Consider the following 21258-nt stretch of genomic DNA (forward strand, 5'->3'; position numbering starts at 1 on the left):
TTTTTAACAATGTCTTGCCGGTATGGCGAGTGGCTCCTGTTTATGTCTCGTTAAGTCAAATTCAAGTACAATTTTCTTATTGTTAGTGCAAAGATATGAACTATGGCTCTTTATGCCATATAATTTAGCCATAACGGATGCCTCCAGATGGGCGTTTTTGGTGAACAGGAGATTCAAATGATTGTACGTGTACTGGGCGTTTCGCTGATTGGTTTAACCCTGGCTGGCTGTGTGAACGACAGCTCGCTGTCTGGCGACGTTTACAGCGCTTCTGAAGCAAAACAGGTTCAAAGCGTGACTTACGGTACCGTTGTTAACGCCCGTCCTGTACAAATTCAGGGTGGTGATGAAAACAACGTGATGGGCGCAATCGGCGGTGCTGTACTGGGTGGTTTCCTGGGTAATACCGTTGGCGGCGGCACGGGCCGTTCTCTGGCAACCGCAGCGGGGGCTGTAGCGGGTGGTGTCGCGGGTCAGGGCGTTCAGGGCGCGATGAACAAAACCCAGGGTGTAGAGCTGGAAATTCGTAAAGACGACGGCAGCACCATTATGGTTGTTCAGAAGCAGGGCAACACCCGCTTCTCTGCGGGTCAACGCGTCGTGCTGGCGAGCAACGGCAGCCAGGTTACCGTTTCTCCGCGTTAATTAAAAATGGATGTGGTCATCAGGCCACATCCATTTACAATATATATCACTCTCACAAATATATTTACAGAATACATTCATCTCACACATTATTAAACGCGCCATATATTGTTTCTGCGCAAAGTATTTAGCGTGCTAATTGATTAAACTCTTCGCAATCATCTCTTCATAATTATTTTAATTTGTATAACTTTATATGCTTGCGAATAGTCGTTCTGTAAAAGGTCGTTATATCTCGTTCTGTTTCGGTTGCTTGGTCGTCATCGGAATATTACAGGCTTTATTTTCAAAACTGGTTGACTGGGTTCCGTCCTTTTCGCCTCTTTTGTTCCCCACACTCACCATTTTTTTACTCGTGTTTCACCTGTTTATTGCCTGTTTTATGGCAATGAAATACTGGTGTGATAAGCGGCGGCTCTATCTGATTGCCATCTCATTTGCCTTTGCCGGTTCGGCCTTGCTGATGGTCGGAACATTGACCAGCTTTCCGGCATGGCTGGATCTCTATCAGTTCAACGTTGTGAACTACAACGATGCGATGATCTACTATATGTTCCGCCACCTCTTAATGGCGGTGCTGATGATCGTTTCGGCATTACTTTATCCCACGCGCAATCTGCCCCTTTCACGGCTGGCGCATATCATCATCGTTAGCGGTTCATTTCTTTTTACCGCATGTATGGTGATTCTGGCCTGGATGTATTCCAGCCATTCCCCGTTTTTATCCCTCGATCTGGTTGATAATGAAACGCGGCAGTTTATGGTTCTCTGGAGCCACAGCATTAATATTTCATTAATCGTTCTCTGGGTCGTGACACTAGCCACGCTGATGTTTATTACGCGCGTGCGTAATCTGTTCTGGGTAGGCGGTAATTTTCTGTGTGTCTGCTATGTCGTCACGCTCTCTATGCTGTTGGTAGGCGGACATGCAGAAGATATATCCTGGTATCGCGCCCGATTATTTGAAACCGTCGCGACGCTGATTATTATTTTTGTGCTGCTCTATGATGTCTTCAGGTTGTATCGTGACTCCCATTTGAAGTATCAGCAGTCGTATCAAAATTCGATTCGCGATCCGCTCACGCGCCTTTATAACCGTAGCTATTTTTATGAATCGTTAAACCAGGCGCTGGGCATCGCCAAACCCAGCCGCCCGGTTTCGGTTATCGTCAGCGATCTCGATCGTTTCAAGCGTATCAACGACAACTACGGTCACCTGCAGGGAGATAAAGTCCTGCAGTTTGTCGCCAATCTGCTGATGGACTCCGTACGTCCGCAGGATATCGCAGCGCGAATCGGCGGCGAAGAGTTTGTCCTGATGCTGGCAAACACCTCCGCAGAAGACGCATATCAGGTGGCAGAGCGCATTCGGTTGAAGCTAAGCGGTTTTGATAAAATTAGCAGCGAGGGTCAGTTACCAGAGCCGATTACCATCAGCATGGGTGTGTTTACGGCAACCTCTTCGTCGGTAAGCGCAGAAGCGTGCGTGGAAAGTGCCGATAAGGCGATGTATGAAGCGAAAGAGACGGGCCGTAACCGCGTCGTTGTCTTTAAGTAAAAACAAGGCCTTGCAGATGCAAGGCCGTGTTGTCTGGTCAGTCGCGAGACTGTAGCTCGTGAATGTTTTGCTCAAGGCGCGCAATGAGGCTGATGAGCATTTCCAGCTCCGTCGGTGAAACGCCTGAAAGGATTTCACCGCGCGTTTTGGTGATCACCGCTTCCATTTCAGTGATGATAGGCGCCGCTTTCTCCGTCAGCTTAATGCGCTTGGCGCGACGATCGCTGGCGCAGGTTTGCCGGGAGATCAGTCCCTTCTCTTCCAGTTGGTCAAGCGTGCGCACCAGCGACGGTTGCTCAATGCCTATCGCTTTAGCCAGTTGAATTTGCGACTGGTCGGGCGGCAGCTGATGAATGTTGTGCAACGTGACCCAATGCGTCTGCGTCAGTTCCAGAGGTTTCAGGCGATGGTCAATCAGAGCACGCCAGACGCGTACCAACCTTGCCAGATCAGAACCTAATGGCGATTCCAATTTCATCTCCTTATAATTAGCTTGCTAAGTTATTATACTGATTTTAGAATAGTGTGCAGCATTTGTATTGGCAAAACAAATGCAATACTGCATTCATCGGACTCAAAAGTATGACTTACACTGAATTATGATGCTTCTTCATACTCAGACAAGCCAACGCGGCATTCTGTTCACTGCAAAGGATTTCTGCCTGTGATCTTTTTTCATCGCTCAGAAGGTTTACCCCTTCAGGACCTGATCTTCGGTGCGTCAGTCTACTTTCCTCCCCTGTTTAAAGCCGTGCTGGTGGGCTTTGTTCTCTGGCTCATCGCGCATCGCCTGCTTCGCGACTGGATGTACTCCGGCGAAATCTGGCACCCCATGCTGATGGATCTCTCCCTGTTTGCCCTCTCCGTATGCCTGGGCCTTGCTGTTCTGATCGTGTGGTGAATATGCCTCTGAAAACGCTGAAGTACTTTTCCACCCTGTTCGTTCTTGTCCTCGCCCTGGCTGCTGGATGGTGGTTGTGGAATTATTATATGCAGTCCCCCTGGACCCGTGACGGCAAAGTTCGCGCTGAGCAGGTCAGCATCACCCCTCAGGTCTCGGGAAGTATCACAACGCTGCTGGTTAAGGATAACCAGTACGTTAAAAAGGGAGAGGTGTTATTCCGCATCGACGACACCCCGTATCACATTGCAATTCTGAACGCCCAGGCGCAGCTGGCAAAAGCCCAGTCTGACCTTGCTAAGGCCAATAATGAGGCCAATCGCCGCCGTCACCTGTCGAAAAACTACATCTCCGCGGAAGATTTAGATACCGCCAATATCAACGTCAAGGCCATGCAGGCGAGCGTCAACGTGGCTGAGGCCACGCTGAAGCAGGCGCAGTGGGAGTTAACCCAAACCGTGGTCACCGCCCCCGTCGACGGATGGGTGACCAACCTCTCCGCCCGGGTGGGAAATTATGCCACCGCCGGTCAGCCGGTTTTTGCGCTCGTCGACAGCCACTCGTTCTACGTCGTGGGCTATTTCGAAGAGACCAAGCTTCGTCATATCCATGAAGGCGCACCCGCCGCCATAACGCTGTATAGTGGCCCGCAAAAGTTACAGGGTCACGTTTCCAGCATTGGCCGCGCCATTTACGATCAAAGCGTTGAAACGGATTCCGGGCTGGTGCCGGACATCAAGCCGAACGTACCGTGGGTGCGCCTGGCTCAACGCGTGCCTGTGCGCGTGGAGTTTGACCGTTTACCCGAGGACATCACGCTGGTTTCCGGCACCACCTGCACTGTCTCTATCGGAACCCGTTAATGAAGCTGCAGGCGCTCTCCTGGCAAAACACGCCGTGGATGAAAGCGACGCGCCCCCAGTGGCGCTACGCGCTGCGTAACGGCATTGCCATGTGCCTGGCGCTGACTGTCGCCTATTATCTGAACCTGGATGAACCCTACTGGGCGATGACCTCCGCGGCGGTGGTAAGCTTCCCCACCGTTGGTGGGGTGATCAGCAAAAGCCTTGGCCGTATCGCAGGTAGCCTGCTGGGCGCCACCGCGGCGTTAATTATCGCGGGCCACACGCTGAACGATCCGTGGCTGTTCCTGCTGAGCATGGCGGCATGGCTGGGTTGCTGTACCTGGGCCTGCGCCCATTTTACCAATAACGTGGCCTACGCTTTCCAGCTGGCGGGCTATACCGCCGCCATTATCGCCTTCCCGGTCGTCAACGTGCTCGACACTACCGAGCTGTGGGACATTGCACAGGCGCGCGTCTGTGAGGTCATTGTCGGGATCCTCTGCGGCGGCTTCATGATGATGGTGATGCCCAGCACCTCCGACGGCACCGCGCTCATCACCGCGCTGAAAACCATGCATACCCGCTTGCTGGAGCACGCGAGCCTGCTGTGGCAGCCGGATACCAGCGATGAGATCCGTCTCGCGCATGAGAAGGTCATCGGTCAGATACTGACCATGAATTTGCTGCGTATTCAAGCGTTCTGGAGCCACTACCGCTTTCGCCGTCAGAACACCCTGCTAAATTATTTACTGCACCAGCAGCTGCGCATGACCAGCGCCATCTCCAGCCTTCGCAGGATGCTGCTCAACTGGCCGACGCCGCCGGAAAACACGCGCGAGGTGATTGAAACCCTGCTCGCAGCCCTTGCACGCCCGGACGCCGATATCTACACCGTCGCGAAGATTATCGCCCCGCTCGCTCCGGTTGATGAGTATGACTATCGCCATCGCGCCTTCTGGCAGCGTCTGAACTACTTTTGCAGGCTCTATCTGCGCAGCAGCCGCTGGATTAAGGCGGTCGAGAATGCCACGCCGGTCACGGAGTTCGCCGTTCCCGGCAGCCCGGCTCTCGCACGTCACACCGATTATCTGGAAGCGCTATGGAGCGGTTTTCGCACCTTCAGCGCACTGATGCTGGTGGGGGCGTGGAGCATTACCACGCAGTGGGAGTCAGGTTCGGCGGCGTTAACGCTAGCCGCTATCAGCTGCGTGCTTTACTCCGTCGCGGCCTCGCCGTTTAACTCGCTTACGCTGCTGCTGCGAACGCTTGTTTTGCTATCACTGTTCAGTTTTGTGGTGAAGTTTGGCCTGATGGTGCAGATAAGCGATCTCTGGCAGTTTCTGCTGTTCCTGTTTCCGCTGCTAACTACGATGCAGCTCCTTAAGCTGCAAATGCCGAAACTGGCGGGTCTGTGGGGACAGCTGATTGTCTTTATGGGCTCGTTTATCTCCGTGACGAATCCGCCGGTGTATGATTACGCCGCTTTTCTGAATGACAACCTGGCAAAGATTCTTGGCGTCGGGCTGGCGTGGCTGGCCTTCGCGGTGTTGCGTCCCGGCTCTGACGCACGCAAAAGCCGTCGACATATCCGTGAATTGCGCAGAGGGTTTGTCGACCAGCTCAGCCGCAAGCCGCATCTGCAAGAAAGCGAGTATGAATCGCTGGTTTATCACCACGTCAGCCAGTTAAATAACAGCCAGGACGCGCTGTCCCGACGCTGGCTGCTGCGCTGGGGGGTGGTGCTGTTGAACTGCTCGCACGTGGTCTGGCAGCTTCGCGCATGGGAAACGCGCTCCGATCCGCTGTCGCAGGTACGTGATGTGTGTATCTCTCTGCTACGCGATGTGATGAGCGAGCGCGGCGTTCAGCAGCGGCCTCTGGAGGCCACACTGGCTGAACTGCAGCGGATCTGCGACACCCTTGCCCGGCATCATCTTCCCGCAGCCCGCGATTTGGCCTCGATAATCTGGCGCCTGCACTGCTCGCTGTCGCAGCTGGAACAGGCGCCCCCGCCGGGAACGATTGGGGATCAGATTACGCCGCAGGCATAGCGCGCCCCGCCGCCGCCAAGCGGTTTAGGCTGATCGGACATGTTATCGCCGCCCACATGGATCATCAGCGCTTTGCCTTTGACCTCATCCAGCTTTTTCAGCCGCGGGGCCACGACCGGATCCGTGGCTTTACCGTCATTGTTTACCACCAGCACCGGCAAGTCGCCCAGGTGTCCCATACCTTCAGGCCCTTCATGTTTGCCTGAATTCTGCGGGTCAAGGTGGCCCCCTGCTGCTTCCGCTGCCGACGGTTTACCCTCTTTCATGGCTGGCTGACAGCTCCCTTTGGCATGAACATGGAAGCCGTGTTCGCCCGGCGGGAGTGCTTTAAGATCGGGTGCGAATTTCAGCCCTTTATCGGTCTCGGTGATTTTCACCGTCCCGATGGACTGACCCACACCCTGTGAGGTGACGAGATTCATTTCTACTTCGTCGCTGGCTGCCTGCGCCCCTGCGCAAACAACCAGCGTGACCAATGCCAGAGTAAAACGCTTCATATGACCTCCGCTGGTTATTTTTTGCCCCTTAAGTGTATACCAGGGGCCCAGATTTCACCGGAAAGTCACCTTCTTGCGGTTTAAGGCACGTCGTAACCCAGCGCGGCTTTGCGGATGCGGAACCACTGCTGGCGGGTCATCTGCAGCTCTTCGGCGGCCAGCGCGGAACGGACGCGTTCAATTTTCCCTGAGCCAATAATCGGCAGCGGTTTTGACGGCAGACGCAGGATCCAGGCGTAAACCACCTGCTCTATGCTCTTGGCGTTCAGCTCGCGGGCGATGGTTTCCAGCTCATTGCGCAGCGGCTGGAACGCATCATCATTAAACAGGCGTCCGCCGCCGAGGCACGACCAGGCCATCGGGCGAATGCGCAGCTGCTGCAGCTGGTCGAGCGTGCCATCCAGCAGCAGCGGCTGATGCACCGGGGAGATCTCAACCTGGTTAGTGGCGAGCGTAAACGGCAGACGAGACTGAAGCAGCGCAAACTGGGCCGGGGTAAAGTTGGAGACGCCGAAGTGACGCACCTTCCCGCTCTGATGCAGACTCAGGAAGGCTTCCGCCACCTCGTCGGCATCCATGAGCGGGTCCGGACGGTGAATCAGCAGCAGGTCGATACGATCGGTTGCCAGATTGACCAGCGACTGCTCGGCGCTCTTGATGATATGGGCGCTGTCGGTGATGTAGTGGCCGAGGGCATGCTCCGGTTTGGCCGTGGTGGCAATACCGCATTTGGTAACGATCTCCATGCGCTCCCGGAGTGCCGGAACCAGCTTGAGCGCCTCGCCAAAGGCGGCTTCACACTGATAGCCACCGTAAATATCCGCATGATCGACGGTTGTTACCCCTAAATCGATATGCTCTTCAATAAAGCTTGCCAGCTGGAGGGGGGACATATTCCAGTCCATCAGGCGCCAGTAGCCCATCACAAAACGGGAGAATTCTGGCCCCTGGGGGGCAAGGGTAATACGCTGAACCATAACATTTTCCTCAAGGACGTGATGTCATGAGTATACGCAATTACCGCATTAAAACAGTGAAGGTTGCTGGGGTTCTTCGGTCTCAGAGGCTTTGTTTGCGCGGATTTTGCGCAGAAGTCGCTGTCTGCAGAGGCGCAGCACATCCTGCTTTTGCGTGTCGCTGAAGTTTTGCCAGTTAAAACGCTCGTCACGGGTACGCATGCACCCGCGGCAATAACCGCGTTCATCTGACTGACAAATCCCCCGGCACGGGCTCTGGATGGGGAAAAACTCCAGTTGCTCTGCCACACTCACCTCCGGTTAACCTCTCTCACCTACAGTGAAGACGCTAAAAGCGCCGCGTGCAAGGGCTTTACCACAGTTTTGTGGCATTAAGGTTTCACTAATCTTCCCTCTCTATACTCGCCACATCATGACAATGACAGGTTTTACGATCGATGTGGTTAAGTAAAAAGTTACAATGTAACGACATAAAATTTACTCTGGGCTGTGCACTCTTTTTTACTCTGCTTAACGGGCTGTTTATCCAGCGCAGCTGGGCTATTATTGCCCCTGCGCATCTGCACGATATTCTCTTCGCCGCATCCGTGCCGGTGGTGCTTTTTTGTGGCTGGGTCATTGTATTTAGCCTGCTCAATATCCCGTATATCCGTAAGCCGCTGATGATCGTCTTAACTGTCGGGTGCGCTGCGGCAACTTACTTTATGTTTACCTACGGCGCGGTCATCGATCAGAACATGATTGTGAACGTGTTCGAAACTAACTCCCAGGAAGCCACCGCGCTGGTGACCCCGCAGATGATTCTGTGGATTGTCATAGCCGGTCTTGTTCCATCCCTGGTGCTGGCGCTGACCCGCATTCGTACCGGCAAATGGTGGTACGCCCTGCTGACGCGTGTTGCCGCGATGCTCGGTGCCCTGCTGGTGATTATTCTTATCGCCGCGGTGTTTTATAAAGATTACGCGTCGCTGTTCCGCAATAACAAAAGCATCGTCAAAATGGTCACTCCGGCGAACTACGTCAGCGCGGTGGTGAAATACAGCAAGATGCGCTGGTTTGCCGGCGATCAAACGCTGGTGCGGATTGGCGAAGATGCGCACAAAGGCGCGCTGATTACGGGTCAGCAGAAGAAAACCGTTCTGGTGCTGGTCATCGGCGAAGCGTCGCGCGCGGCGAACTACTCCCTCAATGGCTACGGGCGTGAAACCAACCCGGAGCTGAAAAAGCAGGATGTGATTAACTTCCCGCAGGCCTCCTCGTGCGGCACTGAAACCGCTGTATCCGTTCCGTGCATGTTCTCCGGTATGACGCGCAGCAAATACGATGCCGACCTGGCGCACCATCAGGAAGGGCTGCTCGACGTGCTCAACCATGCGGGTATCAACCTCCTGTGGCGCGACAACGACGGTGGCTGTAAAGGTGCCTGCGATCGTATTCCCCATACCGACATGACGCAGTGGAAGCTGGATCAGTTCTGCAAAGACCAGTCCTGTATTGATGACGTGAATTTCTACCGCCTGGACAACGTGCTGGACGGTCTGAAGCAGGACACGGTGCTGGTTATCCACCTGATGGGCAGCCACGGCCCGGCGTACTATCGCCGTTACCCGGATAATTTCCGTAAATTCACCCCCACCTGCGACACCAACGAAATTCAGGATTGCGACCATCAGGCGCTGATGAACACCTATGACAATACCATCCTGTATACCGACAGCATGGTCAGCAAAACCATTGATGCGCTGAAAGCCCGTCAGGCGAACATGAACACCGCGCTGATTTACCTCTCGGATCACGGGGAATCGCTCGGTGAAAGCGGTATTTATCTGCACGGCACGCCGTACATGCTGGCGCCGGAGCAGCAGACGCACATTCCGTTTATGTTCTGGCTGTCCCCGGACTATGCGAAAAACTTTGGCATCAACGCGCAGTGTTTACGCGATCACGCAGCAAAAAATGCGGTTTCGCAGGACAATTTATTCTCGACGGTGCTGGGCATGATGGACGTTAAATCAAGCGTTTATCAGCAACAGCTGGACATTCTGAATGCGTGTCGCCGGTAATAGCGCTTGCATTAGACCGAACGGTCTATTAGAGTGAATCCATGAGCAGAAATACTGAACACGACACGCGCGAACATCTCCTGGCGACCGGCGAGCGGCTGTGCATGTACCGCGGCTTCACCGGTATGGGGTTGAGCGAGCTATTAAAAACCGCTGAGGTACCGAAAGGGTCGTTCTATCACTACTTTCGGTCCAAAGAGGCCTTTGGCGTGGCGATGCTGGAGCGGCACTATGCTGCTTACCAACAGCGCCTCGCGACCCACTTCGCCACGGGGGAAGGTAACTATCGGGATCGTGTTCTGAACTACTACCAGGAAACGCTGAACCAGTTCTGTCAGCAGGGCATTATCAGCGGATGCCTGACGGTTAAACTCTCTGCCGAAGTGTGCGATCTCTCAGAAGATATGCGCACTGCAATGGATAAAGGCGCCAGCGGCGTTATCGCCCTGCTGGCGCAGGCGCTGGCGAAGGGGCGCGAAGAAAATACGCTCGCCTTCCCCGGGGATCCCTTAACGCAGGCTCAGGTGCTCTACTCCCTCTGGTTAGGCGCCAACCTGCAGGCTAAAATTTCTCGCAGTGCCGTGCCGCTCGAAAGCGCGCTGGCACATGTGATAAGTACGATTACTGCGCCTGGCGCTTAGCAGGCGTTTTTATTTACGTTATTACTAGTCGACTGGTCTACTCAGGAGTCGTTATGTCAGCTGAAAAATTATTTACCCCCTTAAAAGTGGGTGCCGTCACCGCGCCAAACCGCGTGTTTATGGCTCCGCTTACCCGTCTGCGCAGCATTGAGCCGGGTGATATCCCAACCCCACTGATGGGTGAATACTATCGTCAGCGCGCCAGCTCTGGCCTGATCATCACTGAAGCCACGCAGATTTCTGCTCAGGCCAAGGGATATGCGGGTGCGCCGGGGCTGCACAGCCCGGAGCAGATCGCCGCATGGCAGAAAATCACCGCGGGCGTTCACGCTGAAGACGGTCGCATTGCGGTCCAGCTGTGGCATACCGGTCGTATCTCCCACAGCAGCATTCAGCCTGGCGGTCAGGCGCCGGTTTCAGCGTCTGCCCTGAACGCGAACACCCGCACCTCCCTGCGCGATGAAAACGGCAACGCGATCCGCGTCGACACCTCTACGCCACGCGCGCTGGAGCTGGATGAGATCCCGGGTATCGTGAACGACTTCCGCCAGGCCGTTGCTAACGCCCGCGAAGCCGGTTTTGACCTGGTTGAGCTGCACTCCGCGCACGGTTACCTGCTGCACCAGTTCCTGTCACCGTCGTCTAACCATCGCACCGACCAGTACGGCGGCAGCGTCGAAAACCGCGCCCGCCTGGTGCTGGAAGTGGTTGACGCCGTTTGTCAGGAGTGGAGCCCGGACCGTATCGGTATCCGCGTCTCCCCAATCGGTACGTTCCAGAACGTCGACAACGGTCCGAATGAAGAAGCGGACGCGCTGTATCTGATTGAAGAGCTGGCGAAACGTGGCATTGCCTATCTGCACATGTCCGAGCCGGACTGGGCCGGCGGTAAGCCTTATACGGAAGCCTTCCGTCAGAAAGTGCGCGAACGCTTCCACGGGGTGATCATCGGTGCGGGTGCTTATACCCCTGAGAAAGCCGAAGATCTGATTAATAAAGGGCTGATCGACGCCGTGGCGTTTGGCCGCGACTATATTGCCAACCCGGATCTGGTTGCTCGACTGCAGCAGAAAGCGGCCCTGAACCCGCAGCGTCCTGAGAGCTTCTACGGCGGCGGCGCGGAAGGCTACACCGACTACCCTTCACTGTAATCTCGCCATTGTTCATTGATAGCGGCGACACTTCGCCGCTATACTAAAACATCGTTTCTGTTCAAAAAAATAGTCTATTCCATTGGTTAATGAGGAAATTATGCGCCTACTTCACACCATGCTGCGCGTTGGCGATCTGCAACGTTCTATCGATTTCTACACTAACGTCCTGGGCATGAAGCTGCTGCGCACCAGCGAAAACCCGGAATACAAATACTCGCTGGCGTTCGTGGGTTACGGCCCGGAAACGGATGAAGCGGTCATTGAACTGACCTACAACTGGGGCGTGGACAGCTATGAGCTGGGCACCGCCTACGGCCATATCGCGCTGGAAGTGGACAACGCGGCCGAGGCGTGTGAACGCATTCGCAGCAACGGCGGTAACGTCACGCGCGAAGCCGGCCCGGTAAAAGGCGGCACCACCGTTATTGCCTTTGTAGAAGATCCGGACGGTTACAAGATCGAGCTGATTGAAGCCAAAGACGCGGGTCGCGGTCTGGGCAACTGATCCCTCAGGGCGCAACATGCGCCCGTAGTTTTACTGCATCACCCTGCAAAATTTGCCATAATGCGCACTGCTTTTTCCCCTTGTAAGAGACCCTGATGTCCGATAACGCTCAATTTAGCGGTCTGTGCGACCGTTTTCGTGGTTTTTATCCCGTTGTCATTGATGTAGAAACAGCCGGATTTAACGCTAAAACCGATGCGCTGCTCGAAATTGCCGCCATCACGCTGAAGATGGATGAACAGAGCTGGCTTACACCGGACACCACGCTGCATTTCCACATTGAACCTTTCGAAGGGGCAAACTTACAGCCGGAGGCGCTGGCGTTTAACGGTATCGATCCGCATAACCCGCTGCGTGGTGCAGTCAGTGAATATGATGCGCTGCACGCCATATTTAAAATGGTGCGTAAAGGCATGAAAGAGAGCAACTGCAGCCGCGCCATCATGGTAGCCCATAACGCCACCTTTGATCACAGCTTTACCATGGCCGCAGCCGAACGCGCGTCGCTCAAACGCAACCCTTTCCACCCGTTCGTAACCTTCGACACCGCCGCGCTAAGCGGCCTGGCGCTGGGACAAACGGTTTTATCCAAAGCCTGCATTACGGCGGGTATACCGTTTGACGGTACCCAGGCGCACTCCGCCTTATACGATACGGAGCGCACCGCAGAGCTGTTCTGTGAGATCGTCAACCGCTGGAAGCGTCTGGGCGGCTGGCCGCTGCCGATGGGCGACAGTGAAGAATAAAAAAAAGCGACCTCTTCAGGTCGCTTTTTTATTAACGCAGAAAATTATTCAGCGTCCGGCTCTTCCGTTTTGTACTTCGCCGCCGTCTCTTTGATCAGCTGCTGCAGTTCGCCGCGCTGATACATCTCAATCAGGATATCGCAGCCGCCCACTAGCTCGCCGTCTACCCACAGCTGCGGGAAGGTCGGCCAGTTAGCGTATTTTGGCAGCTCAGCGCGGATGTCCGGGTTCTGCAGGATATCAACGTAAGCAAAACGCTCACCACAGGCTGACAGCGCCTGAACCGCTTGCGCGGAGAAGCCGCAGCTTGGCAGCTTCGGAGAACCTTTCATATACAGCAGAATCGGGTTTTCAGCGATCTGGCGCTGGATTTTTTCAATAGTGGTGCTCATGTCTTGCTTCCTTTAACTTCTGTTACGGCAGTAGTCTGACATTGTAGCGGGTCAGGCTGGCATCGGAAAATAACATTTTCGTCACGTTTATATATTTTACCCCGACTCCACAAAAGTTGCATTGCAAATGGTGTTTACCCCTTCGCCCGTCAGGGTTTTGCTTAGGGAGTGAACAATTGTGCGTCAGAACGATGAATTTTTTTGCACTTGCTAACGAAACACGTTTTTAGATTGAAAAATGCTATTAACTTCTCGGGTTTTTATGGATTAGAATCGACGGGCTTTGTAAATCACACGCGGGTATTATTGATGACCTGCATATATCAGGGGACTGCCCAGTGGCGCGGATAACTAAAATCTCGATCACGCTCTGTGCTTTACTGTTTACATCACTCACGTTAACGCCAGCGGCAAACGCCTCTCAGCAGGCGCGGCAATCTGCTGTACAAAAAAGCCATCTGGTTAAAGCCACAGAACGTAAGAAAAAAACCAGCAACAAGAACGACAAGAAAAAAACCACCGCTCAGACTAAACAAACCGCTTCCAGCAAGACGAAAACAAAATCTTCCCGCACTACCCGCACCGCCAAAAATAAAGCTTCGCAGACCGCCGCTAATCTCGTTACAGAAAAATGCATTACCCGTAAAGGCCATAAAGCAAAATGCACGAAGGTAACAAAGCTGGCGGATGTGCATAAAGTGCGTGTGCAAAAAGCGCAAAAAACCGCGATGAATAAACTGATGGGGCAGATTGGCAAACCTTATCGTTGGGGAGGCAGTTCGCCGCGTACCGGTTTCGACTGCAGCGGCCTCGTCTATTACGCCTATAAAGATCTGGTTAAATTCCGTATTCCACGTACCGCCAATGAGATGTATCACCTGCGCGATGCGTCACCGGTGAACCGGGGTGAGCTGGAAAACGGCGACCTGGTCTTCTTCCGCACGCAGGGTCGCGGTACGGCTGACCACGTGGGCGTCTACGTCGGCAACGGGAAATTCATCCAGTCTCCGCGCAGCGGTCAGGACATTCAGATCACCTCGCTCAGCGAAGATTACTGGGTACGTCACTACGTCGGCGCGCGTCGCGTCATGACGCCAAAAACCATTCGTTAATCCCTGCCCTGCCGCATCTGCGGCAGGGTAAGTTCCTCTTTTGCATACCCTTTCAATTTGCTATCCTGTCCTTGTTGTCTGTAGGGTTATTAGCAACACAAAATACAATAAGGAGAGAAGCAATGTCGTTCGAATTACCTGCACTACCGTATGCAAAAGACGCCCTGGCACCGCACATTTCAGCGGAAACCCTGGAATACCACTACGGCAAGCATCATCAGACGTACGTCACTAACCTGAACAACCTCATCAAGGGCACCGATTTTGAAGGCAAAACGCTGGAAGAGATCGTTCGCAGCTCAGAGGGTGGCGTTTTTAACAACGCGGCTCAGGTGTGGAACCACACTTTCTACTGGCACTGCCTGGCGCCGAATGCCGGTGGCGAACCTGCCGGTGAACTGGCAGCCGCCATCAACGCCGCCTTTGGCAGCTTTGCAGAGTTTAAAGCGAAGTTTACCGATGCCGCCATCAAGAACTTCGGTTCTGGCTGGACGTGGCTGGTAAAAGAGGCGGATGGCAAACTGGCTATCGTGTCCACGTCTAACGCGGGCACCCCGCTGACCACCAGCGCTACGCCGCTGATGACCGTGGACGTGTGGGAACATGCTTACTACATTGATTACCGCAATGCGCGCCCGAACTACCTGGAGCACTTCTGGGCTCTGGTTAACTGGGACTTTGTCGCGAAGAACTTCGCCGCGTAAGAGACACGCAGAAGGGGTAACCCTTCTGCGTTTTTGCTTATTCAGCCGTGCAAACCGCTTCAGGCTGTTTACGGCCGGACATCATCACCAGCAGCAGGCCGAGCGCGGCAATAATCGCCCCCATCACCGGCACAAAACTGTACCCCAGACCGCCTGAAATCACGGCGCCTCCGGCGGCGGCGCCCAGCGCATTGCCGAGATTGAATGCCCCGATATTCACGGAAGACGAGAGACCCGGCGCCTCATGGGCAACACGCATCACGCGCATCTGCAGCGGCGGCACCACGGCAAAGGTGGCAGCGCCCCAGACAACCATCGCAATCGCCGCGCCGAATTCATTCTGCGCCAGCCACGGGATCGCGACCATAATGACAATCAGCAGGGTTAAAAAGCCCTTCAGCGTGCCGCTCACGGAACGGTCAGCAAATTTCCCGCCGAGATAGTTGCCAATCGAGAAGCCGACGCCAATCAGCACCAGCATCGCGGTAACAAAGAGTGGCGTTGCGTGGGTAATGTCGTGTAAGACCGGCGAAATATAGGTGTAGAGGGTAAACATCGCTCCTGCCCCCAGCACGGTGGTCAGCAGCGCGGAGAGTACCTGCGGGCGCATCAGCACCGACAGCTCTCTGCGTACATCAGGGCGTTCACCCGCACTGCCTTTTGGCAGGGAGAAGAACAACGCCACCATCGCGACCACGCCCAGTCCGGCCGTCGCCAGGAAGGACATCCGCCAGCCAATGACCTCGCCCAGCCAGGTTGCCGCAGGAACACCGCCGATGTTAGCGATGGTCAGCCCCATAAACATGGTGGCCACGGCGCTGGCCTGCTTGTGTTTTGGCACCACGCTTGCGGCTACGACTGAGCCCAGACCAAAGAAGGCACCGTGGTTGAGGCTGGTCAGAATGCGCGACAGCATCAGAGTGGTGTAATCCGGCGAAATGGCCGAAAGCACGTTGCCCAGGGTGAAAATCGCCATCAGGAAAATCAGCGCATTGCGGCGCGCACGGTGCGAAAGCAGAAGCGTCATCAGCGGCGCTCCCACCATCACGCCGATGGCGTAGGCGCTGATTAACATCCCGGCGGCCGGGATCGAGACGTCCACGCCCCGGGCGATAACGGGCAGTAACCCCATCGGGGAGAATTCAGTGGTGCCAATCCCAAAAGCGCCAATCGCCAGGGCCAGCAGGGGAAAATTGATTTTCATGCGTCAACTCCGGATGCCGTGTCATGTGGTGACACAGAACAAAGAAGCGGAAAGCATGACATCAATCACAAAAAATGAGAAGTTAACAAAATGGCAAAAGATTTTTGCCAGAGAAGTAACAATCGGAGCGTCCGGGAGGGAGAAGGCTCTCCCCCCGCGTAAATCAATGCAGCGCAGCCGTCAGGCCAGCCGCCACAATCAGCGCCAGCACAATAACGGTGGTGAACAGCGAAAACTTCAGATCGGAACTCATCAATTTTTCTCCTTTTAATCCCCCCACGAAAAGTGAGCTTGCTCATTTTTGCACAGTTTACGTCAAAAATCTTCCTGGATTTAAGCTGATAAACACTTTACCTCTTCCCCTTTTCATCAAGATAGGCCAAAATTCCACGCTAAATTTATTAGCGTACCGGCCATTGACCCCCTCCTGACGTCCCGTGTCGTTTTCCCGGCGTGCCGCAATTCAAAATTGCGTGATAAGGGTGAGAGAAGGCAAACGTTTACCTTCAAGTTTTTCAGGAGTTTAGGATATGGTCTGGAGTGACATTTAATGGCAACAATTAAAGACGTAGCAAAACGCGCAAACGTTTCCACTACAACCGTATCACATGTAATTAACAAAACCCGTTTTGTGGCGGAAGAGACGCGCAACGCCGTCTGGGCAGCGATCAAAGAGCTGCACTACTCGCCAAGCGCGGTTGCGCGCAGCCTCAAGGTTAATCACACCAAGTCTATTGGTCTGCTGGCGACCAGCAGCGAAGCGGCCTATTTTGCCGAGATCATTGAAGCGGTAGAAAAAAACTGCTTCCAGAAAGGCTATACCCTGATTCTCGGCAACGCCTGGAACAGCATTGAAAAACAGCGCGCCTACCTGTCGATGATGGCGCAAAAGCGCGTGGACGGCCTGCTGGTGATGTGTTCAGAGTACCCGGAATCCGTGCTGTCGATGCTGGAAGAGTATCGCCATATCCCTATGGTGGTGATGGACTGGGGCGAAGCGCGCGCCGACTTCACCGACTCCGTTATCGATAACGCCTTCGAAGGCGGTTACATGGCGGGCCGTTATCTGATCGAACGCGGCCACCGCGAGATTGGCGTGATCCCGGGTCCGCTGGAACGCAACACCGGCGCGGGCCGCCTGGCCGGTTTTATGAAAGCGATGGAAGAAGCGCTAATCACCGTGCCGGAAAACTGGATCGTGCAGGGCGACTTTGAGCCGGAATCAGGCTACCGCGCGATGCAGCAGATCGTCTCCCAGCCGCACCGTCCAACCGCCGTTTTCTGCGGGGGCGATATCATGGCGATGGGCGCCCTCTGTGCGGCCGACGAGCTGGGTCTGCGCGTACCGCAGGACATCTCCGTGATCGGGTATGATAACGTGCGCAACGCGCGCTTCTTCACGCCAGCGTTGACCACCATTCACCAGCCGAAAGATTCGCTGGGTGAAACCGCCTTCAATATGCTGCTGGACAGGATCGTCAACAAGCGTGAAGAGTCGCAGTCCATTGAAGTGCATCCTCGCCTCATCGAACGCCGTTCCGTTGCGGATGGCCCGTTCCGCGACTACCGTCGTTAATCTCATTGCGGAGCCAGTCAGTCTGGCTCCCGCAGCCACTCCCGGTTAAGCGTTTCGCTGTCCCCCAGATAGTCCAGCAGCCAGGCCATCGCCGGCGAGACATCATTTTGTTGCCAGGTGAGGCAGCAGGCCGCATCCGGGAACGGATTCTCCAGCGTCAGCTCAACCCACTCACCGGTGTCGATTCGCGGACGTGCAAAATGGGCGGGCACCATGCCTACGCAGAGCCCGGCGCTGAGGCACGTCGCCGATGATCCCCAGTCGGGGGCGACAACCCGCCGCTGGTTGTCCAGCAGCCAGGTAATTCGCTTCGGCAGCGAGCGGGAGGTATCTTCCAGCACCAGCGACGGCCAGCTGCGCAGCGTATCGTCGCTCAGCGGCCCTTCCGTCGCCGCCAGCGGATGATCGCTTGCCACCACGCATTTCCAGCTCAGCATGCCCATATCGCGAAAGGCGTAACGTCCCCCGACCGGGATCGCCTGGGTCGCGCCAATCGCCATCTCTACCCTGCCGTCCGCCAGCGCATCCCAGACGCCGTTGAACACCTCCTGCGAGACCCGCAGTTCTACGTCAGAGAAATGCCGATAAAAATCGACAATCATCTGCCGGGTGCGCTCGGGCTTAACGATGTTATCCACCGCAATAGAAAGGTGCCCCCGCCAGCCGTTCGCGATCTGCTGGCACTGCTCGCGGGTGATCTGCATTTTTTTGATAACAGAACGCCCTTCCTTCAAAAACCATGCCCCTGCGGGCGTTAATTCCACATCACGATGCCGCCGTTCAAACAGCGGTACCGCCAGCCACTCTTCAAGCTGTCGCACCGTATAGCTGATGGCTGAAGGGACGCGGTGCAACTCCTGCGCCGCTCCGCTAAAGCTGCCGTTACGCGCGACAGCATCGACCACTTCAAGAGAATAATCTGACCACATTTTCTGCCTGCAAAAAATTTGAATGCACCCGCCAAATATTAGCGTTTCACAAGCGGCTTTGCACTCCCTACACTCAGCGCCAACGTATACCTGCCTCCTCAGGAGAATAAAACAGTGCAACCCAGGAAAGGTTTTTTAGTCTGGCTCGGCGGCTTAAGCGTGCTGGGCTTTTTGGCCACCGATATGTACCTGCCGGCGTTTGCCGCCATGCAGGAAGATTTGCAAACCCCTGCTGCCGCCATCAGCGCCAGCCTGAGCCTGTTCCTGGCCGGTTTTGCCTTCGCGCAGCTGCTCTGGGGACCGCTTTCGGATCGCTTTGGGCGTAAACCGGTGCTGCTGCTGGGGCTGGCCATTTTTGCCGTGGGCTGCCTGGGGATGCTATGGGTGCGCGATGCCACCTGGCTGCTGGTGCTGCGGTTTGTTCAGGCGGTCGGCGTCTGTGCCGCGGCCGTGACCTGGCAGGCGCTGGTCACCGATTACTATCCGGCGAACCGCACTAACCGTATTTTCGCCACCATCATGCCGCTGGTAGGGCTCTCACCGGCCCTCGCCCCGCTGCTGGGAAGCTGGATCCTCGCGCACTTTGACTGGCAGGCCATCTTTGCCACGCTGTTTGCCATTACGCTGGTGCTGATGCTGCCGGCGTTCGCCCTCAAGCCCGCGCATAAAAAAGAGGCGCACGCAGACGCGAAGCCGATTACCTTCACCTCCCTGCTGAGCGCGAAAGCGTATCGCGGCAACGTTCTGATCTATGCCGCCTGCTCGGCGAGCTTCTTCGCGTGGCTGACCGGCTCGCCGTTTATTCTGCACGATATGGGCTATAGCCCGGCGGCCATTGGCCTGAGCTACGTTCCGCAGACCATCGCGTTCCTGGTGGGCGGGTACGGCTGTCGCGCGGCGCTGCAAAAATGGGAAGGCCAGCAGATGTTGCCGTGGCTGCTGGTGCTCTATGCGCTGAGCGTCATCGGCACCTGGGCCGTAGGGTTTATTCCGGGCGCGGGTCTGGCCGAAATATTGATTCCATTCTGCGTGATGGCCATAGCGAACGGGGCGATCTACCCTATCGTTGTGGCGCAGGCGCTGCGTCCGTTCCCGCAGGCGACAGGCCGCGCGGCTGCGCTGCAGAACACCCTGCAGCTGGGGCTGTGCTTCCTGGCAAGCCTGGTGGTCTCCGCGCTGATCGCCACGCCGCTGCTGACGACAACCAGCGTGATGCTGGCTACCGTTGCGCTGGCCGTCATAGGCTATCGCATGCAGGCTTCCGCTCAGGATGAGAGCACGCAGGTAGAAACCTCGCATGCCTAATCGCGCCAGAAACTATGTTAATTTTCAGTGATTAGGTTGCTAAGAATTTTCTATTGAATCACCAAATTTTGAGGCCTATACTAAATTTGGTTCGATTAAATACGATAAATATTATGTGTTAACGGGAGCCGGAGTGCTCCCGTTTTACCATGGAAGGCATTTCGGCAAGGGTTATCTCCCTTCCTCTGTTCTACGTCGGATACTAGCCTCGCGGTATTTACCGTGAGATTTCTCACAAACCAAAAAAGCGTCTACGCTGTTTTAAGGTTCTGATCACAGTAGGGTGATGGAGAAGCTATGAGTTCATCGTGTATAGAAGAAGTCAGCGTTCCGGACGATAACTGGTCCCGGATCGTCAGTGAACTGTTAGGTCGGGCAGGCATCACTATCAACGGATCATCCCCATCGGATCCTCAGGTTAAACATCCCGATTTTTTTAAACGCGTGTTGCGCGAGGGGTCGCTAGGCCTGGGGGAAAGCTATATGGACGGCTGGTGGGAATGCGAACGGCTGGATACTTTTTTCGCCAGCGTGCTGCGTGCTGGTCTGGAAAAACAGCTCCCCCGTAATCTTAAAGACACCCTGCGTGTCGCCTCTGCCCGTCTCTTTAACCTGCAAAGTAAAAAGCGTGCCTGGATCGTCGGCAAAGAGCATTACGATCTCGGCAACGATCTGTTCAGCCGCATGCTGGACCCCTTCATGCAATACTCCTGCGCCTACTGGAAAGAGGCGTCGACGCTTGAAGAGGCTCAGCAGGCCAAGCTGCGCCTGATTAGCGAGAAATTGCAGTTGCAGCCCGGTATGCGCGTGCTGGATATCGGCTGCGGCTGGGGCGGGCTGGCGTATTTTATGGCGAAGCACTACGGCGTCAGCGTGGTCGGCGTCACCATTTCCGCTGAACAGCAAAAAATGGCGCAGGAGCGCTGCCTGGGGCTTGATGTGGATATCCGCCTGCAGGATTACCGGGACCTGAACGAACAGTTTGACCGGGTCGTTTCCGTGGGCATGTTCGAGCACGTCGGGCCGAAAAATTACGACACCTATTTCGAGGTGGTGGACCGTAATCTGAAACCGGACGGTATTTTCCTGCTGCACACCATCGGCTCTAAGCGGACCGACAATAACGTTGACCCGTGGATCAACAAATACATCTTTCCGAATGGCTGTTTACCGTCCGTACGCCAGATTGCCAACGCCAGCGAATCCCATTTCGTGATGGAAGACTGGCATAACTTCGGCGCGGATTACGACACCACGTTAATGGCGTGGCATGCACGTTTTCAGGAAGCCTGGCCTGAAATTGCGGACAACTATTCTGAACGATTCAAGCGGATGTTTAGCTATTATCTGAATGCCTGCGCGGGAGCGTTTCGCGCGCGAGATATTCAGCTCTGGCAGGTTGTTTTTAGCCGTGGGATTGAACACGGCTTGCGGGTCGCACGCTAGAAAAATA

Annotated in this window: 23 protein-coding genes; 15 read left to right on the forward strand and 8 right to left on the reverse strand. The window is 55.2% G+C overall.

Annotated features, from left to right (window positions below):
• The first annotated feature begins 177 nt into the window (after positions 1–177).
• Positions 178–645, forward strand: a complete 468-nt coding sequence (gene slyB, locus ACTJI7_RS02195) for an outer membrane lipoprotein SlyB (protein ID WP_028012906.1) — start codon at positions 178–180, stop codon at positions 643–645.
• A gap of 196 nt (positions 646–841) precedes the next feature.
• On the forward strand, positions 842–2203 hold the full coding sequence (locus ACTJI7_RS02200) for a sensor domain-containing diguanylate cyclase (protein WP_063153894.1): 1362 nt from the start codon (positions 842–844) through the stop codon (positions 2201–2203).
• A 37-nt stretch (positions 2204–2240) separates the two neighbouring features.
• Here the strand turns inward: ACTJI7_RS02200 and slyA are convergent, their stop codons facing one another.
• Positions 2241–2681, reverse strand: a complete 441-nt coding sequence (gene slyA, locus ACTJI7_RS02205) for a transcriptional regulator SlyA (RefSeq protein ID WP_028012904.1) — start codon at positions 2679–2681, stop codon at positions 2241–2243.
• Between the two features lie 186 nt (positions 2682–2867).
• Here slyA and ACTJI7_RS02210 point away from each other — a divergent pair, with 186 nt between their 5' ends.
• From ACTJI7_RS02210 to ACTJI7_RS02220, 3 genes are read left to right on the forward strand one after another with little or no spacing between them, the layout of a single operon-like run.
• A complete protein-coding gene (locus ACTJI7_RS02210; protein WP_028012903.1) occupies positions 2868–3104 on the forward strand; it encodes a DUF1656 domain-containing protein in 237 nt (78 codons plus the stop codon).
• Positions 3105–3106: 2 nt separating this feature from the next.
• A complete protein-coding gene (locus ACTJI7_RS02215) occupies positions 3107–3967 on the forward strand; it encodes an efflux RND transporter periplasmic adaptor subunit (protein ID WP_049000858.1) in 861 nt (286 codons plus the stop codon).
• Positions 3967–6000 carry an FUSC family protein gene (locus ACTJI7_RS02220; protein ID WP_063153893.1) on the forward strand — a complete coding sequence of 678 codons (2034 nt, stop codon included), beginning with the start codon at positions 3967–3969 and terminating at the stop codon, positions 5998–6000. Before ACTJI7_RS02215 ends, ACTJI7_RS02220 begins: the two co-directional genes overlap by 1 nt.
• Here the strand turns inward: ACTJI7_RS02220 and sodC are convergent.
• The 3 genes from sodC to ACTJI7_RS02235 all read right to left on the reverse strand — a co-directional run bounded on the left by sodC (position 5979) and on the right by ACTJI7_RS02235 (position 7762).
• On the reverse strand, positions 5979–6497 hold the full coding sequence (gene sodC, locus ACTJI7_RS02225; RefSeq protein WP_063438364.1) for a superoxide dismutase [Cu-Zn] SodC: 519 nt from the start codon (positions 6495–6497) through the stop codon (positions 5979–5981). The two genes, ACTJI7_RS02220 and sodC, sit on opposite strands and share 22 nt — an antisense overlap.
• Before the next feature lie 80 nt (positions 6498–6577).
• The gene (locus ACTJI7_RS02230; RefSeq protein WP_440669612.1) at positions 6578–7474 is read right to left on the reverse strand and encodes an aldo/keto reductase; all 897 of its coding nucleotides are present in this window, start codon (positions 7472–7474) and stop codon (positions 6578–6580) included.
• Positions 7475–7522: 48 nt separating this feature from the next.
• Positions 7523–7762: a DUF1289 domain-containing protein gene (locus tag ACTJI7_RS02235; RefSeq protein WP_028012898.1), complete on the reverse strand. Its 240-nt coding sequence runs from the start codon at positions 7760–7762 to the stop codon at positions 7523–7525.
• A 149-nt stretch (positions 7763–7911) separates the two neighbouring features.
• Between ACTJI7_RS02235 and eptA the strand changes: the two genes are divergently transcribed.
• The 5 genes from eptA to rnt all read left to right on the forward strand — a co-directional run bounded on the left by eptA (position 7912) and on the right by rnt (position 12583).
• The gene (gene eptA, locus ACTJI7_RS02240; RefSeq protein ID WP_048960364.1) at positions 7912–9537 is read left to right on the forward strand and encodes a phosphoethanolamine transferase EptA; all 1626 of its coding nucleotides are present in this window, start codon (positions 7912–7914) and stop codon (positions 9535–9537) included.
• Between the two features lie 41 nt (positions 9538–9578).
• On the forward strand, positions 9579–10178 hold the full coding sequence (locus ACTJI7_RS02245; RefSeq protein ID WP_440669614.1) for a TetR/AcrR family transcriptional regulator: 600 nt from the start codon (positions 9579–9581) through the stop codon (positions 10176–10178).
• Positions 10179–10231: 53 nt separating this feature from the next.
• Positions 10232–11329, forward strand: a complete 1098-nt coding sequence (locus ACTJI7_RS02250) for an alkene reductase (protein WP_028012895.1) — start codon at positions 10232–10234, stop codon at positions 11327–11329.
• 100 nt (positions 11330–11429) lie between these two features.
• Positions 11430–11837, forward strand: coding sequence for a lactoylglutathione lyase (gene gloA / locus ACTJI7_RS02255; RefSeq protein ID WP_013096923.1), 408 nt, complete (start codon positions 11430–11432; stop codon positions 11835–11837).
• A gap of 95 nt (positions 11838–11932) precedes the next feature.
• Positions 11933–12583 carry a ribonuclease T gene (gene rnt / locus ACTJI7_RS02260; protein ID WP_440669616.1) on the forward strand — a complete coding sequence of 217 codons (651 nt, stop codon included), beginning with the start codon at positions 11933–11935 and terminating at the stop codon, positions 12581–12583.
• 44 nt (positions 12584–12627) lie between these two features.
• Here the strand turns inward: rnt and grxD are convergent, their stop codons facing one another.
• Positions 12628–12975 carry a monothiol glutaredoxin 4 gene (grxD, locus tag ACTJI7_RS02265; protein WP_003832760.1) on the reverse strand — a complete coding sequence of 116 codons (348 nt, stop codon included), beginning with the start codon at positions 12973–12975 and terminating at the stop codon, positions 12628–12630.
• Positions 12976–13313: 338 nt separating this feature from the next.
• Here grxD and ACTJI7_RS02270 point away from each other — a divergent pair, with 338 nt between their 5' ends.
• Both ACTJI7_RS02270 and sodB read left to right on the forward strand, forming a co-directional pair.
• Positions 13314–14087, forward strand: coding sequence for a C40 family peptidase (locus tag ACTJI7_RS02270; RefSeq protein WP_047368407.1), 774 nt, complete (start codon positions 13314–13316; stop codon positions 14085–14087).
• Between the two features lie 122 nt (positions 14088–14209).
• Complete coding sequence (sodB, locus tag ACTJI7_RS02275; RefSeq protein WP_028012892.1) at positions 14210–14791, forward strand: superoxide dismutase [Fe]; 582 nt, start codon at positions 14210–14212, stop codon at positions 14789–14791.
• A gap of 37 nt (positions 14792–14828) precedes the next feature.
• Here the strand turns inward: sodB and ACTJI7_RS02280 are convergent, their stop codons facing one another.
• Both ACTJI7_RS02280 and cydH read right to left on the reverse strand, forming a co-directional pair.
• Positions 14829–15995 carry an MFS transporter gene (locus ACTJI7_RS02280; RefSeq protein ID WP_028012891.1) on the reverse strand — a complete coding sequence of 389 codons (1167 nt, stop codon included), beginning with the start codon at positions 15993–15995 and terminating at the stop codon, positions 14829–14831.
• Between the two features lie 163 nt (positions 15996–16158).
• Entirely contained in the window at positions 16159–16248 is a 90-nt protein-coding gene (gene cydH, locus ACTJI7_RS02285; protein ID WP_020688313.1) for a cytochrome bd-I oxidase subunit CydH, read from the reverse strand.
• Positions 16249–16545: 297 nt separating this feature from the next.
• On the opposite strand from cydH, the gene purR reads away from it, so the two are divergent.
• Positions 16546–17571, forward strand: coding sequence for an HTH-type transcriptional repressor PurR (gene purR, locus ACTJI7_RS02290; protein WP_008500597.1), 1026 nt, complete (start codon positions 16546–16548; stop codon positions 17569–17571).
• A gap of 17 nt (positions 17572–17588) precedes the next feature.
• On the opposite strand, the gene punR is transcribed toward purR, so the two are convergent.
• Complete coding sequence (gene punR / locus ACTJI7_RS02295) at positions 17589–18500, reverse strand: DNA-binding transcriptional activator PunR (RefSeq protein WP_028012890.1); 912 nt, start codon at positions 18498–18500, stop codon at positions 17589–17591.
• A gap of 114 nt (positions 18501–18614) precedes the next feature.
• Between punR and punC the strand changes: the two genes are divergently transcribed.
• Together punC and cfa are read left to right on the forward strand one after the other, a co-directional pair.
• Positions 18615–19805 (forward strand): purine nucleoside transporter PunC, encoded by a 1191-nt coding sequence (gene punC / locus ACTJI7_RS02300; protein ID WP_047368404.1) that lies wholly within the window; start codon positions 18615–18617, stop codon positions 19803–19805.
• A 297-nt stretch (positions 19806–20102) separates the two neighbouring features.
• Positions 20103–21251, forward strand: a complete 1149-nt coding sequence (gene cfa, locus ACTJI7_RS02305) for a cyclopropane fatty acyl phospholipid synthase (protein ID WP_028012888.1) — start codon at positions 20103–20105, stop codon at positions 21249–21251.
• Positions 21252–21258: the final 7 nt, after the last annotated feature.

Origin of the sequence: Enterobacter sp. 22499 (assembly GCF_052044815.1) — a bacterium.
In the GTDB taxonomy this organism is placed as follows: Bacteria; Pseudomonadota; Gammaproteobacteria; order Enterobacterales; family Enterobacteriaceae; genus Enterobacter; species Enterobacter bugandensis.